This is a genomic window from Pseudomonas sp. (assembly GCF_049300855.1).
GTDB lineage: Bacteria > Pseudomonadota > Gammaproteobacteria > Pseudomonadales > Pseudomonadaceae > Aquipseudomonas.
In genome coordinates, this window is record NZ_JBAQKH010000006.1 from 40,924 (window position 1) to 59,890 (window position 18,967).

Here is an 18,967-nt window from a genome sequence, read left to right on the forward strand (position 1 = left end):
TCACGAAACAATCCCTATCCCCTCTAAACTGCACACATGTCCAAATGTGGGAGCGAGCTTGCTCGCGAAAGCGACCTGTCATTCAACATCGTTGTCGACTGACATGACGCCTTCACGAGCAAGCTCGCTCCCACAGGTGATGAGTACATTCCAGAATTTTGTGAGATCAGATATGAAAAACGACAACCTGCGCGCCGACCGAGACGACCTGGATGATTTCATCCCTCGCGCGTCGGCCAAACGCGAGAAAAGCCTGGTGCTGCAAGTTGCAGCCGGGGTCTTCCTCGGCGGCCTGGCGCTGTGGCTGGTGCAACTGGCCGCCACCGCGGCTTACGCCAAGCTGTTGATGGGCACCATTACTTTCGGCAGTTAAGCCAGTTCAGCCGCACGCTGAGTCGCAGCATCGTCATAGACGACGTACAGCGATTCGGCGATCTGGCTCTTGATCGCCTTGGTGCTTTCCAGACCGAGGACAAAACCTTCGGCCTTGCCGCCCGCGCGGTTCAATTCCTCGGCGGTGCTGGCCTGGGTTATTGCATCGAAGAGTTTTTCGGCGTGAGGACCGACGCCTTTGGGCAGGCTGATTTGCGCGATGCTCATGCGAACACCTCGCTGTTGCGGGACAAATGGTTCATGACGCGTACCTTTTTCGGCGAATGGCCGGCAGCGCGTGTGACCACTTCCGGGCGGCCATGGTAGACCTCTGGCGGGAATCTGGTAACCGCCAATCGCTGACAATCCACCGCGCATCCCGGCGAATCATTCATTTTCACAATCGATGCTTGACTTCTCTTTTTGAATCAGTAACATACGCACCAATTCCGCAATAGCTCAGTTGGTAGAGCAAATGACTGTTAATCATTGGGTCCCTGGTTCGAGTCCAGGTTGTGGAGCCAAATAGCAAAGCCCCTGAATCGAAAGATTCAGGGGCTTTTTTGTGGGCGCCTGAAAAGAACGAAAAGAGCCGATCTGTGGGTAACAGATCGGCCCTTTTCTATTCAGACGCAGTCTTCAGACGTGCTCGCTGGGTCGCACCTGCACCTTCGGCACGCCCTGCCCATGATCGTGATCATCCGGCTCGATCACCGGCACTTCCTTGCCATCGCAGTCATGCAGCTTGCCGTCGCTGAAGTAATCGCCTTCACGCAGCGCCGCCAGATCGCGATAACGCAGGGTGCGCTCCTCGGCTGCGGCAAACACCGATTGCTGATCCGAGTTGCCGGCGGTGAAGTGGTTGAACGCCAGGTTGAGCAGGATCGCCATGATCGCCGACGAACTGATACCCGAGTGGAAAATGGTCGCAAACCAGCTCGGAAAGTGATCGTAGAAGTTCGGTGCGGCAATCGGGATCATGCCGAAACCGATCGAGGTGGCGACGATGATCAGGTTGACGTTATTGCGGTAATCAACCTTGGACAGCGTACGGATACCGCTCGCCGCCACCGTGCCGAACAGCACGATACCGGCACCGCCAAGTACCGAAGTCGGTACCGCGGCGATGACCCGGCCCATGAACGGCAGCAAGCCGAGGATCACCAGAAAGACACCGCCAGTGGCCACCACATAACGGCTCTTGATCCCGGTCACGGCCACCAGCCCGACGTTCTGGGCGAAGGCGCTCTGGGTGAAGGAGCCGAAGATCGGTGCAAACATGCTCGACAGCATGTCCGCCCGCAGGCCATTGCCCAGACGCTTGGAGTCGACCTTGGTGCCGATGATTTCACCGACCGCCAGGATGTCCGCCGAAGTTTCCACCAGCGTCACCATGACCACGATGCACATCGACAGGATCGCGGCGAAGTGGAAAGTCGGCATACCGAAGTGGAACGGCGTCGGGAAGCCAAACATCGGCCCGGTGGTGACGCTGGAGAAGTCCGCCATGCCGAGGAACACCGCCAGCACCGTGCCGATCACCATGGCCAACAAGATCGACAGACGCGAGATGGTCGAGCTACCGACTTTGCTCAGCAACAACACCAGCACCAGCGTGACGGCCGCCAGACCGATGTTCTGCATGCTGCCGAAGTCCGGCGCATGGCTGTTGCCGCCCATCGCCCAGCGCGCGGCCACCGGCATCAGCGTCAGGCCGATGGTGGTGATCACAATGCCGGTGACCAAGGGTGGGAAGAACTTGGTGATACGTGAGAACACTGGCGTGATCAGCAAGCCGATCAAGGAGGCCGCAATCACTGCGCCAAGCACCGACTGGAAGCCGCCCTCCCCGCCACTGCTGACGATCGCGACCATGGTCGCCACGCCGGAGAACGACACGCCCTGTACCAGCGGCAACTGACAGCCAAAAAACGGTAGACCCAGGGTTTGCAGCAGTGTCGCCAGCCCCCCCGCAAACAATGAAGCAGCAATCAGCAAACCAATGTCCGCCGGCGACAGGCCGGCCGCCTGGCCGATGATCAGTGGCACCGCAACGATACCGCCGTACATGGTCAGAACATGTTGCAGGCCGTAAGCCATATTCGCGCCGACCCCGAGATTTTCGTCCTCGGGCCGTTGGTGTGAAACATGGGGCGTTTTCATGGTGGGGGGTTCCCTGGTTTTTGTTATGCGCACACTGTATTCAATACTCGTGACAAATGTCCATAGAGTTGTATACAACTTATCAGTCACATAATGGATAGGTAGCCACCCAAGCTTCTATCCTGCCGCTTCCATCCCCCACAAATCCGGCAACACTTCCCCTCCCGTGCCCTCGCCTGCCGCCACTACGCTGAAGTGTTCACGGCGACCGACGGTGCAGTCGCACTCTTTTTTATACATATAAAGTATGCATAATGAAGTCATTCACTATTCAGTACGACAAAAGCAAGAACGCAGCCAACAAACTCAAGCACAAGGGCGTCAGTCTCGCGGAAACCGAACCGGTCCTCCACGACGAACGAGCTCTGACGATCGAGGACAACGACCATGACGAACAACGCTGGATCACGATCGGCCTCAACGGCAAAGGACGTTTGTTGGTCGTTGCGTACAGTTACCGGGAAGCGAATGTCGTTCGAATCATTTCTGCACGTGCCGCCACACCGAGCGAACGCTGCGCTTATTTTCTGGAGGCTTGACCGATGAAAGACGAATATGACTTCTCTCAGGGCAAACGCGGCGCAGTGGCGCCCAACAAGGGTAAAACACGCATCACCATCATGCTCGATGACGCTGTCATCGAAGCGGCGCGTACGGTCGCAGAGAGCGAAGGGTTCGGTTATCAGACGGTAATCAATAACACCCTGCGTCATGCCCTGCTCGATGCCATTGCCAAACCGGAACAAGCCGAATCGAGTGGGCAATTCAAGAAAGGCATCACCGCCGCCGATCTCAAGAGCCTCGAGAAAAAGCTCTCGGCAGCGGTCGGGGAAATCCGTCGAGTGCTGGAGCCCGACGTCAAACCCTAGACGGCAACAGGCAGAATCATCCGCGCCAGAGATTGACGCACGTGGGGCAGATCAAGCAGGCGCAGGCCAAACTCGTGCGCCAACAACTCGATCAATTCATCGACATCCGCCACCTCGCGCCGCTCACTGCTGGCGCCCATGCGATGGACGGCGAAGCTGCCGTTATTGAGGGTCTTGCGCCAGCCATCACCGGTGCGTGCGACCATCAGGCGCTGGGTAAACGGTGACTCGGGATGCGTCGAGACGTACCAGTTGCCGATGGTGTAATCGATGTCTTCCTGGCGCTGCAGATCGAACAAGTACATCGGCCGCCACTCGCCCGCCACTTCGGCCTGCAGCATGTAGCCGTCGGCCTGTTTTTCAATGCGATACGGTTCGTGCGGGGTCGCTTGCGCAGCTTCGGTGTCGAGGAGCAGCGGCGCGGTCGGCACCATGCCACCAAAGCCGACATCGCTGATGTAACGCACGTCGTCGATGGTCACCAGACTCAAACGGTGGGTGCGCGCGGTCCAACTGCCTGCAGGCTGATTCATCACCACCCGCCCGCTGATCGCACGGGCGTCGAAGCCCAATTCAAGCAGCAGGGCAAAAAACAGATTATTGAGTTCGTAGCAGTAACCGCCACGGCCACCGAGCAAGACTTTTTCTTCGATGGACGGCAGATCGATCAACACCGGCGCCCCGGTAATCGTCGCCAGGTTTTCGAAAGGAAACACGCCGGTGTGGCGCAGTTGCAACAATCGCAAGCTCTCCAGCGTGGGCGCCGGCGGGGCATCAAAACCGAGGTGTTGCAGGTACAGCTTCAGATTCGTCAGGCGTGGCTCGCTCATTGCTCAATCCTTATGCATGGGGCCGCAGTTCACTGCGTTGATGGTCGCCATGTATACGGGATCGGGCAGTGTTTCCGACAATTGATTTCGCCAATCGTCTGCTAGCGCTTCTTGCGTGAACCGATGCGAATCCACGTCGGTGCATGGTCACTGGCGTGCGGCTCATTGCGCACCCAGGCGTCCACGCCGGCCTCATGCAAATACGGGCTCAGCGCCGGGTTGAGCAGCAGATGATCGATGCGCAGGCCGGAATTGGTTTGCCAGTGCTGCCGGAAGTAGTCCCAAAACGTGTAGAGCCGATCCTCGGGATACAAATGGCGCAGCGAATCGGTCCAGCCCTGATCGAGCAAGCGTTGATAGCACTCGCGGCTCTGCGGTTGCAGTAGCGCATCCTTGAGCCAGGAACGGGTGTTGTAGATGTCCATGTCGGTCGGCACGACATTGTAATCACCGGCCAGCACCACCGGGTGATCGCTGCTTTGCAGGTCTTTGGCGTAGTTGATCAGCCGTTCGAACCAGGCCAGTTTGTAATCGAATTTTGGCCCCGGCTGCGGGTTACCGTTGGGCAGGTACAGGCAACCGACCAGCACGCCGTGCACCGCCGCTTCCAGATAGCGGCTGTGCTTGTCATCCGGATCGCCCGGCAGACCGCGTCGACTCTCTAGCGGTTGCGCGTCACGGGCCAGAATCGCCACGCCATTCCACGCGGCCTGGCCCTGCCAGATGGCGCCGTAACCGGCGGCTTCAAGTTCGGCGGCGGGGAATGCCGTGTCGACAGACTTGAGTTCTTGCAGGCAGGCGATGTCCGGTTGCTCGCGCTTGAGCCAATCCAGCAGATTCGGCAGGCGCGCGCGTAAACCATTGACGTTATAAGTGGCGATTCGCAGGTTTTTCATCGGCGCAGGCTCCTGCCCGTGGGCTGTGAAAATTGTGACCTCGTGAACATCGTGGCGGTTGCATCGGATCAGCCCGCTGCGGCGTAATAGGCGCTCGCCATTCGCCTGCACTGCCGAGACGTGAATCCCATGCAAACCACGCTGCAAGGTCAGCGCATCCTTCTGCGCCCGCTTCAATATTCAGATGCCGCCGCCCTGCTCGACGCTGCCGCCGATGGCGAGTTGTGGAATCTCACCGTCACGGTCGTGCCCTCAGCAAGCACCGTCGACAGCTATCTGAAAAAAGCCCTCGATGGCCGTGATGCCGGCACGGTGATGCCGTTCGTCATTGTGCTGAAGGACAGCGGTGAAGTGATCGGCTCAACGCGTTTCTGGAAGATCGACCCGCTCAATCGCAAGCTGGAGATCGGCAGCAGCTGGATCTCGGCGAGCTGGCAGAAATCCTTCGTCAACACCGAAGCCAAGTACCTGATGCTGCGCCACGCCTTCGAGGTGCTCGATTGCGTGCGCGTGCAGTTCACCACCGACGAGAACAATCAGAAGTCGCGCAACGCGATCCTGCGCCTTGGCGCGCAGCAGGAAGGCATTGTCCGCCATGAGCGGATCATGCCGGATGGACGCAAGCGCAACTCGGTGCGTTTCAGCATCATCGACGACGAGTGGCCGCAGGTGCGCTTGCACCTGGAGCAGAAACTCGCCGCCTACGCATAACCTCAGGCGCGACTGCGCAGCCATTGCAGGAAGCCTTTTTTCGCCACCACCACCGGCACTTCCTCGGTCAGCGCCTGCGCCTTGTGCAAGCGGTAATCGAGCAAGGCTTTCATTGCGTCGTTGATGTCGTGGCGCGCATCGAGGCACGGTTTAAGGTAAGTCTTCTCGATGCGGTAGAGGGCACAGAAGGTCTTCGCGGCAAACGTCGCAGGTACAGAAGTATCGGAAAGAATGCCGGCCTCGCCGATCACTTCACCCGGGCCCATGCGTCCGGACTCGAACGGCGTGCCATGGCGCGTCAACGTCACCGTGACCACACCCGACTCGATAATGAACAAGTGATCGCTGACCTCCCCCGCCTCAAGGATCGTCTCGCCGGCGCGGAAGGTTTGCAGGGTCATGTTCTGGCTGAAGGTGTCTTTCTCTTCCTGACGCAGGGTCGAGAAGATTGGCGAACTGTCGAGCAACGCCCGTGGCCGCGACAGGTTGGTCGGCGCCGTGCTTTCATCGCTCGACAGCAGATTGACCCCGGACGCCTGCAAGTGCCGGTACGCCAGGTCGAACAGTTGATTGCGCACCACGCGCTTCTCACCCATTGAGGCGACAAATCCGCTGATCTCGTACTCCGCGCCACTGCTGCCGGAGCTTTTCAGCGCTACGCTCGGCGCCGGTGTGTCGAGCAGTTGCCGACAACCCTGCATCGCTCGTTCCAGTGCATCGATTACCGAATTGGGCCGCGCATGCGGGCTGACTTGCACGCTGACCGCGACGCCGAACATGTTGCTCGGCCGGCTGAAGTTGATGATCTTGGCCTTGGCCGCCAGCGAGTTGGGGATCACTGCCATGCTGCCCTGACTGGTCTGCAAACGCGTGGCGCGCCAATCGATATCGGTGACCCGGCCTTCGGTGCCGTCGATGGAGATCCAGTCATCCAGTTGATAAGGCTTGGTGGTGTTGAGGACGATCCCGGAAAACACGTCGCTGAGCGTACTCTGCAAGGCCAGACCGACGATGATCGCCAAGGCGCCGGAGGTGGCCAACACGCCTTTGACCGGTAGATCCAGCACGTAAGCCAGCGCCGCAATGATCGCAATGAGGAAAATCACCGCGCCGAGCAAATCCTGCAACAACCGCCCGGTGTGGCCGACCCGTTGCATCATCACTGCGCCGATCAACACCGTCAGGGTACGCGCGCCGAACAGCCACCAGCCAATCTGCAACCCTGTCGCCGCCAGGTGCAGCGGCACGTTGTCGGCCCACGGCGCCGGCTCCATCGGGTTGAGGCCTTCGTTGAACAGCAGCACGCTGAACAACGCGAAAATCAGCACCCGCACCAGCAGTTTCCACTCGCTGCCACGGGAGCTGATCAGACGCCACAGACCGAGATCGAGGAGGATCAGGATCAACGCGCAAAACAACGGATGTTCGGTCAGCAGAGACAGCATCAAACAACTCCGACGAAGGCCAATCGCGAGAAGATCGCACAGATTGAGCAAGTGTAGGAGCAATTGATTTCAGCGGATGAACACCCGCGCAAAAACACCGCAAAACCCTTGTGGGAGCGAGCTTGCTCGCGAAGGCGTCGTGTCAGTCAATACGTCTTTGACTGATCCACCGCTTTCGCGAGCAAGCTCGCTCCCACAAGGGGGATTGAGGTGTGACCCAGGTTATTTATCGTTGCTCAGGCTGTTGTAGCTGGTGAACAGGTTGCGGTAGTCCGGGATGTGGTTGGAGAACAGCGTGCCCAGCCCTTCGATGTCGTTGCGCCAGTCGCGGTGCAGTTCGCAGGCGAGGCCAAACCAGGTCATCAATTGCGCACCGGCCGTGGACATACGGTTCCACGCCGAATCTCGGGTCAGTTCGTTGAACGTGCCGGAAGCATCGGTGACCACGAACACATCAAAGCCTTCTTCCAGCGCCGAGAGCGCCGGGAATGCCACGCAGACTTCGGTGACCACGCCAGCGATGATCAACTGCTTCTTGCCGGTCGCCTTGATCGCCTTGACGAAATCCTCGTTGTCCCAGGCGTTGATCTGCCCCGGACGGGCGATGTATGGCGCATCGGGAAACAGTGCCTTGAGTTCCGGCACCAGCGGGCCGTTGGGGCCGGTTTCGAAACTGGTGGTGAGGATCGTCGGCAGCTTGAAATACTTGGCCAGATCGGCCAGCGCCAGCACGTTGTTCTTGAATTTGTCAGGGTCAATATCGCGCACCAGCGACAGCAGGCCCGCCTGATGATCGACCAGCAGAACGGCAGCATTGTTCTTGTCCAGACGTTTGTATTGAGTGGTCATTGCAGTAATCCTCGCGTGTTGACGAAGCCGACTGTTGATCGGCGTGGATGAAACGATCAGCGCCGGGAATCCGGCACCTCGTGTTCGTTCGCGACATGTCGAGCCTTGCAGCTCGCAAAGCGTAGCCATGATGTCGATCGGCACCACCCCGGCCCAGGCCAAATGAGCAACTGTCGGATCAGTGGCCCTTTTGGCGTGATTACCGGACCTGTCGACCACGGCGTGAAACGCTGCGCTTGTCGCTTTTCTTCAGGCAACAGCCATCCCTGGCCTGCGAACCGGCCTACGCGTCCTATGTAGAGCACAGTGGTAGTGCGTTAAGTGTGCATCTGGCCGAAGCGGCCGGACTGGAAGTCGGCGAAGGCCTGGTGGATTTCCTGCTCGGTGTTCATCACGAACGGGCCGTGGCCGACGATCGGCTCATCGATCGGCTCACCGCTGAGCAGCAACACCACCGAGTCCTGGCTGGCTTCGAGGGTCAGCTGATGACCGTTGCGTTCGAACAGTGCCAACTGCCCTTCGCGCACCGATTCCACACCGTTGACCTGCACCGAGCCCTTAAGCACCACCAGTGCGGTGTTGCGGCCTTCGTGCAGCTCCAGCGTCAGCAACTTGCCGGCGTTCAGGCGCAGATCCCACACATCGATCGGCGTGAAAGTGCGCGACGGGCCGCTGTGGCCATCGAACTCACCGGCGATCAGGCGCAGGCTGCCCGCGTTGTCCTTGAGCGCGATGCTCGGGATGTCGCTGTCGAGAATGGTCTGGTAGCCCGGTGCGGCCATTTTGTCCTTGGCCGGCAGGTTGACCCACAGCTGGACCATTTCCAGTTTGCCGCCGGTTTTGGCGAAGTTTTCCGAGTGGAACTCCTCATGGAGGATCCCGGAAGCCGCCGTCATCCATTGCACGTCGCCCGGGCCGATCACACCGCCACTGCCGGTCGAGTCACGGTGCTGCACTTCGCCTTCATAAACGATAGTCACGGTTTCGAAACCACGGTGCGGATGCTGACCAACGCCACGCCGTTCAGTCGTCGGGGTGAAATCGGCAGGGCCGGCGTGATCGAGCAGCAGGAACGGGCTGATGTGTTTGCCCAGGTTATCGTAGGAAAACAGCGTGCGAACCGGGAAACCATCGCCGACCCAATGGCCGCGCGGGCTGGTGTAGATACCGATGATGTTTTTCATGGTTGTCTCCAATGGGGGTGAGTGATGCGATGGATCAAGCTTAAATCCATGACCATTAATGCACTAGACTGCAAAAATCAGCCTTAGCGTTCTATATGGAGAACGATGGTGGAAGACCTCAACACCCTCTACTACTTCACCCAAGTGGTCGAGCACCACGGATTCGCTGCCGCCGGGCGCGCCCTGGACATGCCCAAATCGAAACTCAGCCGACGCATTTCCGAACTGGAAGAACGCCTCGGCGTACGCCTGCTGCACCGCACCAGTCGCCATTGCTCGCTGACCGAAATCGGTCAGGCGTATTACCAGCGCTGCCTGGCCATGCGCGTCGAAGCCGAAAGCGCCGCCGAGCTGATCGAGCGCAACCGCTCCGAACCGCAAGGGCTGGTACGTTTGAGTTGTCCGACAGCGCTACTCAACTCCTGGGTCGGGCCGATGCTCACCCGCTACATGCTCAAATACCCGCTGGTGGAATTATTCATCGAGAGCACCAATCGCCGCGTCGATCTGTTGCACGAAGGCTTCGACATCGCCCTGCGCGTGCGTTTTCCGCCGCTGGAGAACACCGACATGGTGATGAAGGTGCTCGGTAACAGCACGCAATCGGTGGTCGGTAGCCCGCAGTTTGTCGAACACCTGTCGTCACCGCCCTCGCCTGCTGACCTCAATGGTTTGCCGAGCCTGCATTGGGGCGCGGCGCAGCGTGAATATCAATGGGAACTGCTCGGACCGAATGACAATACCGCGCTGATTCGACATTCGCCGAGGATGGTCACTGATGATTTGATTGCTTTGCGCCAAGCGGTAATTGCCGGGGTTGGCGTGGCGCATTTGCCGAGTGTGGTGGTGCGTGAGGACATTGCCGCGGGGCGTGTGGTCGAGTTGATTCCGGGCTGGGCGCCGAAGTGCGGGGTGGTGCATGCGATCTTTCCGTCGCGGCGCGGCTTGTTACCGTCGGTGCGCACCTTGATCGATTTTCTCGGCGAGGAGTTTGCCCACAGCGACATTGCCTGAATCGGCGGTGCAGCCATCGCTGGCAAGCCAGCTCCCACAGGATTTGGGGGTCAACACATCATTCATTGCCAACATAAATCCCTGTGGGAGCTGGCTTGCCAGCGATGAGGCCAGCCCGGACAAGACAAAATGCAAACCTGATTCATGACTTCTGGTCAACAGTGCTTTGCCCCACGTCATCGATTCGCTCAGTACCGCTCTTGAACTCGGCTACCGCGTCATCGACACCGCACAAATCTATGAAAACGAAGCCGATGTCGGCGCGGCCATCGCCTGACCAGCCCGAAAGGCATCGCGCCAGCCTGGGATTGAGCCTCAAGTCTCAAGCATCAAGCCTCAAGTCTCAAGGCGTTGCGCGAGGCCGTGCATGGCTTCGCGCAGCGTTTCGATCGCCCTGCCCAGCGTCACGCTTTCGGCATCTGCGCACGCCCGCCCGAGCTCGTCGCACGCCGAGACCACCCGCGCCGCGCCGACCATTTGCGCGGCGCCCTTGATGTGATGGGCGAGCTCACTCAGCCCGCCCGCATCCTGTTCCTGACTGAAGGCATCAAGGCGTTGCAGATCCTGGTTCAGGCTGTTCAAGACTTCCTCGCGCAGACGCACGATCAGCGCGTGATCACTGCCGGCCATTTGTTCCAGTGCACTCAAGTCGAGCACGGCCAGAGCGATTTCATCCTCCTCGACGACAATCCCCTCACAATGGCTGGCGTCACTCAGAGCTTGCGCCAGATCGTGCAAGCGAATCGGTTTGAACAGGCACTCGTCCATGCCGGCGGCAAGACAACGCACTTTCTCCTCGACCTGTGCATTGGCGGTAAATCCGAGAATCAGGCACGGCGTGCGACCACTCGCGGCTTCTTCATCACGAATGGCCCGGGCGAGTTCGTAACCATTGCGCCGTGGCATGTTGCAATCGGTAATGACTACATCGAACGGCTGTGCCCGCCAGCGTTCCAGCGCTTCATGGCCATCCTCGGTGTCGACCGTACGATGCCCGAGATCGCTCAACTGCCAGCACAGCAACAAACGGTTCACCGGGTGATCATCCACCACCAGCACGCTCAGTGAACAGGCGGTCGTCGCCGCTATTTCAGTGGCTGTGGAAGGCTGCGCGAGTGCGACCAGCAATGGCAACTCGAGACTGACCTCGACACGGGTACCCCGCCCCGGCTCGCTGTCCAGACGCAAGGTGCCGCCCATCATTTCGCACAGACTGCGACTGATCACCAACCCCAGCCCGGAGCCGCTGCGCACCGATTGCGCGCTGTTGCGTGCCTGCACGAACGGACTGAACAGCCGCTGCCGATCCTGCGCGCTGATGCCAATGCCGCTGTCCTCGATGACCACTTGTACCGCCAGTCGCTCGGCCGAAACGGCGCTCACCGTCAGCCACAGACGCACTTCGCCATCCTCCGTGAACTTGATTGCGTTACTCAGCAGATTCGACAGCACTTGCTTGAAACGCGTCGGATCAATCAGCACATCGACGTCGCTGTGTACATCGACGTCGATGTGCCAGAGCAAGCGTTTCTGCCGGGCCAGCCCCTCGAATACACGGCACACCGACACCACCAGTTCACGCAGATTGGCGCGTTCAGGGGCCAGCGATAAATGCCCGGTTTCGATGCGCGCGATGTCGAGGATGTCGCCGATCAGGGCCAGCAGCTGTTGCCCGGCATTGGACGCCACCTGAATCGCCAAACGATCGGTGACCCCTTCTTCGGCACGCTTGAGCGCCAGTTCGAGCATGCCGATCAACGCGTTCATCGGCGTGCGGATTTCGTGGCTCATGGTCGCCAGAAACGTGGTTTTGGCGCGGTTGGCATCGTCCGCCGCTTCCTTGGCTTCCTGCAATTGCTGCAACCATTGCTGGCGCTGGCGGATCTGCCAACGCTGGAAAGCGATCCAGCCCAGCGCCAGCAGCAGCAAAACCGCTGCCCCGGCAAACCCCAGAACAATGGTCTGGCGATGCCGCAGCCAGTAGCTGTCCTCCACCACCACGTCGTGGCTCCAACGCTCGACCAGATCGTCCATCTGTTGCGGGGCGATGCTCAGCAATGCCTTGTTCAGGATCGAATGCAGCGCTGGCGCCTGCGCCGTCGTCGCCAGTGCAATGCGCGCCGGCTGGTCGCCGACAGTGCCGATGATGCGCAAACGCTCGCGGTACTGCCGGGCGATCAGAAAGCGCGCGACCAGCAATGAACTCACCGTAGCCTCGGCCTGCCCCTTGGCAATCAACGCCATGCCCTCGGCCGGACTTTTGACCTCGACCAGACGAATCCTGGGCACGCGCGCCAGCAGATATCCGCGCAACGGGTGACCGCGATAAATCGCCAGCCGCTTGCCCGCCAGGTCATCGAGCGTGCGCGGGCTTTGCGCCGTCGCCGCACCGACCAGGACGAAGGGATTGTTCAGATAGGCCCGAGTGAATTGCAGCTCGGCCTCGCGCTCGCTGCTCGGCGTGACCACCGGTAACACATCCAGTTCACCGGCCTTAAGCTGCTCGATCTGCCGATCCAGCGAGGCTCCGCGCACGATCTCGAAATGCAGGCCGCTGCGCTGGCTGATCAGGCTCAGCAGTTGCGCCGAAAGCCCGCTGAAGCGACCGTCAGCATCAAAAAAAGTCAGTGGCGCAAAATCTTCGATGGCGCCGACCCGCACCAGCGGATGTTGCTCCAGCCATTGCTGTTCGGCGGCACTCAGTTGCACCCGAGCCTGCTCGGCCATCTCCGCAGGCCCGGCGCTCCAGCGCTGTTCAATGCGATAGCGATGCTCAAGCGGAATCGCCGCCAACGCCTTGTCGACAATACGCTTGAGGCGCACATCACTGCGCAACATGGCAAAGCCGAACGGATTGGCATCAAGCCCCGACGGCCCGGCCAGTTGCAGGTCATTGCGATAATTGGTGTTGATCAAGTAGTTGGCGCTGATGAAATCGCCCAGATAAACATCGTCGGCGCCAAACGCCACAGCACCGAGCGCGTCCATCGCCGAGGGGTAGCGCTGCACCTGCGCCTGCGGATAAAACGCCTGCACACTCGCCAGCGGCAGATAATCCTCGACCATGGCCAGACGTTTACCAGCCAGGTCCATGGGCAACGCTTCATCGTGCCGGGTCACCAGCATCGGCTGATCTTCAGCGTAAGAGCGCGACAACATGAAATTCGGGTCGGCGATTTCAAACTGATTGGATGTCCCCAGCAGGTCGAGATCACCGTGCTTGAGTGCCGCCATCACTGCGTCCCGGTTGGCATAGCGCCGCACCTCCATTCGGATGCCGAGCAGTTGCGCCAACAGATCCGCGTAATCCGCCGTGAGCCCTTCCAGCTCATGCTGATTGCGGGTGATCTCGAACGGCGGGTAATCGGGCCCGGAAATGCCCATGCGCAACAGCGGATGCTGACGCAACCATTGCCGTTCCTGTTCGTCCAGACGCACCTGCACGTTGTCCGGCCCGGCACGCGTCAGTACCTGCAGTGGCTGTGGTAACTCATTGGCACGGCACACCAGTACGAGGCTCAACCACAGCCACCAGACCTGGTATCCCAATTTCATGTTCGCAGGTTCAGATCAAGTGATTGCGCTTGGCGAAATCGCGCAAGTGCACCGCAGAGCCCACGCCGAGCTTTTTCATCAGCCGGGTTTTGTAAGTGCTGATGGTTTTGTGGCTCAGGTGCATGTCCTCGGCAATCGCCTTGTTGGCCTTGCCCTGCCCCAACTGCTCGAAAATACTCAGTTCGCGATCGGAGAGCTGATCGATCATCTGTTTTTCCGTGGTCTGCACGGTGGTCATTACACTGACATGCTCCGGCAGCGCGGAAAAATAGGTGTAGCCGACCATCACCGCCTGAATTGCTTTGTGCAGTTGTTGCAGCTGATTGGTTTTGGTCACGTAAGCCATGGCCCCCGCGCGCAGGCAACGCTCCTGATAGAACAGCGGGTCGTGCGAACTGAAGACCAGGACCCGACAACCAGGATCGTGAGACTTGATTCGTGCCAGCACATCCAGCCCGCCGACTGCCGGCAAACACAGATCGAGAATCACCAGGCGTGGATTTTTCTCGCGAATCAGCGACATGACCTCGCTGCCATTGGACGCCTCGTGGATGTCCTTGAAACCTTCGGCTTGCAGCACGATGCGGATGGCGGCGCGCACCACTGGATGATCATCGACGATCAGCGCTGACTTCATGACCACTCCCTGTACAAAAGACATGACGCGCCACCGGTATGGGCTGATCCTGACGCAATGGCTGCGCAGAGAATGTCGCACGGAACGGAAGGTGAATCACCTGTCAGACCTGACAGTTGCGGCAAGCGCGTTTCTATGCATTGGCCCGACGTTCCGGGCGCAGATTCCGCAACCCTGTGCAGCCCTCGGCCTGCGCCATCAAGTGCCTGATCAACTGAGCGCCAGGTAAGGCGGCGTGATGGATGTGCACATGTTCGCCGGCGAAACCCGAAACGGCGTGCACAGGTGCCGAGGGCTCGTTGTAGATCAAGGCCTGACGAACCTGTGGGTTGTCGAGAAAGAAATCCGCCAGATCCAGCGTGCCGGCGGACAGTTCAGCGTTGATGACCACCACATCGAACGGCTCGCAACCGTATTCCACCAGGGTCAACAACTCCGCAAGGTTCTGCACCGGCGCAACGCGGTAGTAATCAAGACTGTTGAACAGACGCTCGATTTTCATCCGGTGAAAATGCTGCGGGTCGGCGATCAGGATACGCAGGGATTTGTTGGTCATGGGCAATCTACCGCTGTCAGGTGTCTGAGTGCGGCAAGACTACGCAAGCCCTGCGAAGGGTTCTGTAGGACTTTTCCTAAAAAAACGTTCATTCATCGCTGAGTGATCGAGAACTGCAGCGCAGCCTGGACCTATCACTCAGTGGTGCTCGGGCTCCAGAACGCCTGCACCACCAGCGCCGATGTGGAAATCCGCGCCACCAGTGCGTCGAGTTCATCGCCATCAACCGACGTTGTCGCCAGCGTCGCTTCAATCTCGATTTCATCGGCGCCAAACGCATGCACATCAACATCACTGGCCGGGTAGTTGCTGCGCTCAAGCTCGGCCTCAAGCAAGGCGAACACGGCGGTTTGCTGGGAGCGTCGGGCGATGACGTAGACGATGTTGGTGACTTCCGCCGAGACCACGTCCAGTGGCTGACGGTTGATGTTATTGACGATCGGCCGCAGCAAGGTATTGGCGGCCAGAATGAACAGCGTGCCGAGTACGGCTTCGGCGAGCAAATCAGCACCCGCGCAAGCGCCGACTGCGGCGGAGGTCCACAGGGTCGCGGCGGTATTGAGACCGCGCACGTTGCCCTCTTCGCGCATGATCACCCCGGCGCCGAGAAAACCGATGCCGGAGACCACGTAAGCGACCACGCGCACCGCGCCTTCGGCACCGGCGAGGCGGTTGGCCATGTCGACGAAAATCGCCGCACCGACCGCGACCAGCACGTTGGTGCGCAGGCCAGCGGTGCGTTGCCGGTACTGGCGCTCGAAGCCGATCAGGCCACCGAGGATGAAGGCGGCACTGAGGCTGACCAGGGTGTCGAGCAGCGAATCGAGGTTGAGGTTGTTGATGGCTTGCATCGTCATCTCCCTGAATACACACAAATCCCCCTGTGGGAGCGAGCTTGCTCGCGAAAGCGGTGTGTCAGCCAACATTCCTGAAACTGACACGACGCCTTCGCGAGCAAGCTCGCTCCCACAGTGAGGATCAGTGTTGTGTTGCTGTTATTGCCAGCCAAACCGGCGGATGTAGAACCCTTTCACGGCCTGGGTCAGCGCCATGTACGCCAGCAGAATCACCGGCAGGAACACGAAGTAAAGCGACGGCAGCGCCTGCAATTTGAAGTAGTGCGCCAGCGGCCCCATCGGCAGGAAGATGCCGACCGCCATGATGATTCCGGTCATCACCAGCAACGGCATGGCTGCACGGCTTTGCAGGAACGGAATCTTCGGCGTGCGGATCATGTGCACGATCAGCGTCTGGGTCAGCAACCCGACCACGAACCAGCCGGACTGGAACAGCGTCTGGTGATCCGGGGTGTTGGCATCGAATACGTACCACATCAAGGCGAACGTGGTGATGTCAAAGATCGAACTGATCGGGCCGAAGAACAGCATGAAGCGCCCGACGTCACCCGGCTGCCAGCGTTGTGGTTTTTTCAGCATGTCCTCGTCGACGTTATCGAACGGAATGGCAATCTGCGAAATGTCGTAGAGCAGGTTCTGCACCAGCAGATGCATCGGCAGCATCGGCAGGAACGGAATGAACGCACTGGCGACCAGCACCGAAAAGACGTTGCCGAAGTTGGAGCTGGCAGTCATCTTGATGTACTTGAGCATGTTGGCGAAGGTGCGACGCCCTTCGAGCACGCCCTCCTCCAGCACCATCAGGCTCTTTTCCAGCAGGATGATGTCCGCCGCTTCCTTGGCGATGTCCACCGCGCTGTCCACGGAAATACCGATGTCGGCGGTGCGCAGCGCGGGTGCATCGTTGATGCCGTCGCCCATGAACCCGACCACATGCCCGTTGCCCTTGAGGATGCGCACGATGCGCTCCTTGTGCGACGGCGTCAGTTTGGCGAAGACGTTGGTTTTTTCTACCGCCACTGCTAGTTCGGCGTCACTCATGCGCTCGACGTCATTGCCCAGCAGCAGGCCTTGTTGCGCAAGGCCGACTTCGCGGCAGATTTTCGCCGTCACCAGCTCGTTGTCGCCGGTCAGCACTTTTACGGCCACACCGTGTTCGGCCAAGGCCTTGAGCGCTGGCGCGGTGCTTTCCTTCGGTGGATCGAGGAACGCCACATAACCAATCAGCGTCAGTTCCTGCTCATCGGCCAGGCTATAAACTTCGCGACCTTCGGGCATCGAGCGTGCGGCCACCGCCACTACGCGCAAGCCTTCAGCGTTGAATGCTGCGGTGACCTGACGAATCCGGGTCAGCAATTCATCGCTCAAGGCTTCATCGACCTCGCCGTGACGCACGCGGCTGCACACCGCCAGGACTTCTTCCACGGCGCCTTTGCAGATCAGTTGATGTGGCTGGCCACGCCCCTCGACCACCACCGACATGCGCCGACGATTGAAGTCGAACGGGATCTCATCGACCTTGCGAAACGCCGTGCCGACTTTCAGTTCGCGGTGGACTTCCACGTGTTCCAGCACCGCGACATCCAGCAGGTTTTTCAGGCCGGTCTGGTAGTAGCTGTTGAGGTAAGCCATTTCCAGCACGTCATCGGAGTCCTGGCCCCAGACGTCGACATTGCGCGCGAGGAAGATCTTGTCCTGAGTCAGCGTGCCGGTCTTGTCGGTGCACAGTACGTCCATGGCGCCGAAGTTCTGGATCGCGTCGAGGCGTTTGACGATGACTTTTTTGCGTGACAGAAACACCGCACCTTTGGCCAGCGTCGAGGTGACGATCATCGGCAGCATTTCCGGGGTCAGGCCGACGGCAATCGACAGCGCGAACAGCAGTGCTTCGGTCCAGTCACCCTTGGTGAAGCCGTTGATGAACAGCACCAGCGGCGCCATGACGAACATGAAACGGATCAACAGCCAGCTGACTTTGTTGACGCCTTGCTGAAACGAAGTCACTGCGCGATCAGTCGCGCCAACCCGTTGCGCTAGCGCACCGAAATAGGTGCTGTTGCCGGTGGTGAGAATCACCGCCACCGCCGTACCCGACACCACGTTGGTGCCCATGAACAGAATGTTGTCCAGTTCCAGCGGATTGCGCGTATCGCGATCAGCCTGACGTGGAAACTTCTCGACCGGCATCGATTCACCGGTCATCGCCGCTTGGCTGACGAACAGATCCTTGGCGCTGAGTACCCGGCAATCAGCAGGAATCATGTCACCGGCCGAGAGCACGATCAGATCGCCCGGCACCAGTTGCTTGATCGGCAATTCGCTGCGTGGCGCGTCACGGCGCATCACCGTGGCGGTGTTGCTGACCATGGCTTTCAGTGCATCGGCGGCCTGATTGGATTTGCTTTCCTGCCAGAAGCGCAGCAGCGTCGACAGCACCACCATGGAGAAAATCACCACGGCGGCCTTGAGATCTTCGGTCAGCCACGAGATCACCGCCAACAGGGTCAGCAGCAGGTTGAACGGGTTTTTGTAGCAGTGCCACAGGTGAATCCACCATGGCAGCGGCTGCTCGTGTTCGACTTCGTTGAGGCCGTATTGCGCACGCAGCGCATCGACTTCGACATCGGTCAGGCCATCGGAATGCGTGCCGAGTGAAGACAGCAATACGCCGCTGTCGCAATGCGCAGCATCGACCAGAGTGTTGGCCAAAGTCGGCGGGACTTCACGGCTGACCGTGGTGTCGTTGATCGATTCCAGCAGCGCCAGACGACGGAAGTGCCGGGCGATGTGGCGGGTCCGCAGAAAACCTGCGAAAAATTCCTTGAGCGTAAGTTTCATGGCTGTTGCCCCTATGGTCAGCCGGGAAACCGTCAAGCAGGTACGGCCGCGCCTCGTCCGCCGGAAAAACCGGCACGGCAAGGCCTGGCGCGCCAGTCAGAAAAGACAGGCGTGTCGATAGGGCTGCGATGACGACAATAAAGTCGCAATCACGCTCTGCTCAGCGTCGATGAGAAGGAACGTCCAGACAT

General features: G+C 59.6%; 17 protein-coding genes, 1 tRNA gene and 1 pseudogene. 7 read left to right on the forward strand and 12 right to left on the reverse strand.

What is annotated here, in order from left to right:
* The first annotated feature begins 172 nt into the window (after nt 1–172).
* Nucleotides 173–373, forward strand: a complete 201-nt coding sequence (locus WA225_RS01595) for a hypothetical protein (RefSeq protein WP_422606609.1) — start codon at nt 173–175, stop codon at nt 371–373.
* Here the strand turns inward: WA225_RS01595 and WA225_RS01600 are convergent.
* A complete protein-coding gene (locus tag WA225_RS01600) occupies nt 370–600 on the reverse strand; it encodes a hypothetical protein (RefSeq protein WP_422606610.1) in 231 nt (76 codons plus the stop codon). The genes WA225_RS01595 and WA225_RS01600 overlap by 4 nt on opposite strands.
* A 220-nt stretch (nt 601–820) precedes the next feature.
* Here WA225_RS01600 and WA225_RS01605 point away from each other — a divergent pair.
* Nucleotides 821–896: transfer RNA gene (locus WA225_RS01605), tRNA-Asn, on the forward strand.
* A gap of 115 nt (nt 897–1,011) precedes the next feature.
* Here WA225_RS01605 and WA225_RS01610 read toward each other — a convergent pair.
* Nucleotides 1,012–2,535, reverse strand: a complete 1,524-nt coding sequence (locus WA225_RS01610) for a nucleobase:cation symporter-2 family protein (RefSeq protein WP_422606611.1) — start codon at nt 2,533–2,535, stop codon at nt 1,012–1,014.
* A gap of 254 nt (nt 2,536–2,789) precedes the next feature.
* On the opposite strand from WA225_RS01610, the gene WA225_RS01615 reads away from it, so the two are divergent.
* Nucleotides 2,790–3,074: a BrnT family toxin gene (locus WA225_RS01615; protein ID WP_422606612.1), complete on the forward strand. Its 285-nt coding sequence runs from the start codon at nt 2,790–2,792 to the stop codon at nt 3,072–3,074.
* A 3-nt stretch (nt 3,075–3,077) separates the two neighbouring features.
* Nucleotides 3,078–3,404: a BrnA antitoxin family protein gene (locus WA225_RS01620; protein ID WP_422606613.1), complete on the forward strand. Its 327-nt coding sequence runs from the start codon at nt 3,078–3,080 to the stop codon at nt 3,402–3,404.
* Here WA225_RS01620 and WA225_RS01625 read toward each other — a convergent pair.
* A complete protein-coding gene (locus WA225_RS01625) occupies nt 3,401–4,234 on the reverse strand; it encodes an arylamine N-acetyltransferase family protein (RefSeq protein WP_422606614.1) in 834 nt (277 codons plus the stop codon). The two genes, WA225_RS01620 and WA225_RS01625, sit on opposite strands and share 4 nt — an antisense overlap.
* Before the next feature lie 101 nt (nt 4,235–4,335).
* A complete protein-coding gene (xth, locus tag WA225_RS01630; protein WP_422606615.1) occupies nt 4,336–5,130 on the reverse strand; it encodes an exodeoxyribonuclease III in 795 nt (264 codons plus the stop codon).
* Between the two features lie 129 nt (nt 5,131–5,259).
* Here xth and WA225_RS01635 point away from each other — a divergent pair, with 129 nt between their 5' ends.
* A complete protein-coding gene (locus WA225_RS01635) occupies nt 5,260–5,841 on the forward strand; it encodes a GNAT family N-acetyltransferase (RefSeq protein WP_422606616.1) in 582 nt (193 codons plus the stop codon).
* 2 nt (nt 5,842–5,843) lie between these two features.
* Here WA225_RS01635 and WA225_RS01640 read toward each other — a convergent pair whose 3' ends face one another.
* The 3 genes from WA225_RS01640 to WA225_RS01650 all read right to left on the reverse strand — a co-directional run bounded on the left by WA225_RS01640 (nt 5,844) and on the right by WA225_RS01650 (nt 9,319).
* A complete protein-coding gene (locus tag WA225_RS01640) occupies nt 5,844–7,286 on the reverse strand; it encodes a mechanosensitive ion channel domain-containing protein (protein WP_422606617.1) in 1,443 nt (480 codons plus the stop codon).
* A gap of 222 nt (nt 7,287–7,508) precedes the next feature.
* Nucleotides 7,509–8,135 (reverse strand): isochorismate family cysteine hydrolase YcaC, encoded by a 627-nt coding sequence (ycaC, locus tag WA225_RS01645; RefSeq protein ID WP_422606618.1) that lies wholly within the window; start codon nt 8,133–8,135, stop codon nt 7,509–7,511.
* Nucleotides 8,136–8,452: 317 nt separating this feature from the next.
* Nucleotides 8,453–9,319, reverse strand: coding sequence for a pirin family protein (locus WA225_RS01650; protein WP_422606619.1), 867 nt, complete (start codon nt 9,317–9,319; stop codon nt 8,453–8,455).
* Nucleotides 9,320–9,424: 105 nt separating this feature from the next.
* Here WA225_RS01650 and WA225_RS01655 point away from each other — a divergent pair, with 105 nt between their 5' ends.
* Both WA225_RS01655 and WA225_RS01660 read left to right on the forward strand, forming a co-directional pair.
* A complete protein-coding gene (locus tag WA225_RS01655; protein WP_422606620.1) occupies nt 9,425–10,333 on the forward strand; it encodes a LysR substrate-binding domain-containing protein in 909 nt (302 codons plus the stop codon).
* Nucleotides 10,334–10,484: 151 nt separating this feature from the next.
* Nucleotides 10,485–10,607: pseudogene (locus WA225_RS01660) on the forward strand (aldo/keto reductase); the annotation flags it as partial.
* Between the two features lie 62 nt (nt 10,608–10,669).
* Here the strand turns inward: WA225_RS01660 and WA225_RS01665 are convergent.
* The 5 genes from WA225_RS01665 to mgtA all read right to left on the reverse strand — a co-directional run bounded on the left by WA225_RS01665 (nt 10,670) and on the right by mgtA (nt 18,776).
* Nucleotides 10,670–13,888 carry a transporter substrate-binding domain-containing protein gene (locus WA225_RS01665; RefSeq protein ID WP_422606621.1) on the reverse strand — a complete coding sequence of 1,073 codons (3,219 nt, stop codon included), beginning with the start codon at nt 13,886–13,888 and terminating at the stop codon, nt 10,670–10,672.
* 10 nt (nt 13,889–13,898) lie between these two features.
* On the reverse strand, nt 13,899–14,525 hold the full coding sequence (locus WA225_RS01670; protein ID WP_422606622.1) for a response regulator: 627 nt from the start codon (nt 14,523–14,525) through the stop codon (nt 13,899–13,901).
* Nucleotides 14,526–14,658: 133 nt separating this feature from the next.
* Nucleotides 14,659–15,081, reverse strand: a complete 423-nt coding sequence (locus WA225_RS01675) for a chemotaxis protein CheY (protein ID WP_422606623.1) — start codon at nt 15,079–15,081, stop codon at nt 14,659–14,661.
* A 134-nt stretch (nt 15,082–15,215) separates the two neighbouring features.
* Nucleotides 15,216–15,932: an MgtC/SapB family protein gene (locus WA225_RS01680; RefSeq protein ID WP_007913384.1), complete on the reverse strand. Its 717-nt coding sequence runs from the start codon at nt 15,930–15,932 to the stop codon at nt 15,216–15,218.
* Nucleotides 15,933–16,076: 144 nt separating this feature from the next.
* Nucleotides 16,077–18,776: a magnesium-translocating P-type ATPase gene (gene mgtA / locus WA225_RS01685; protein WP_422606624.1), complete on the reverse strand. Its 2,700-nt coding sequence runs from the start codon at nt 18,774–18,776 to the stop codon at nt 16,077–16,079.
* Between the last annotated feature and the right edge of the window lie 191 nt (nt 18,777–18,967).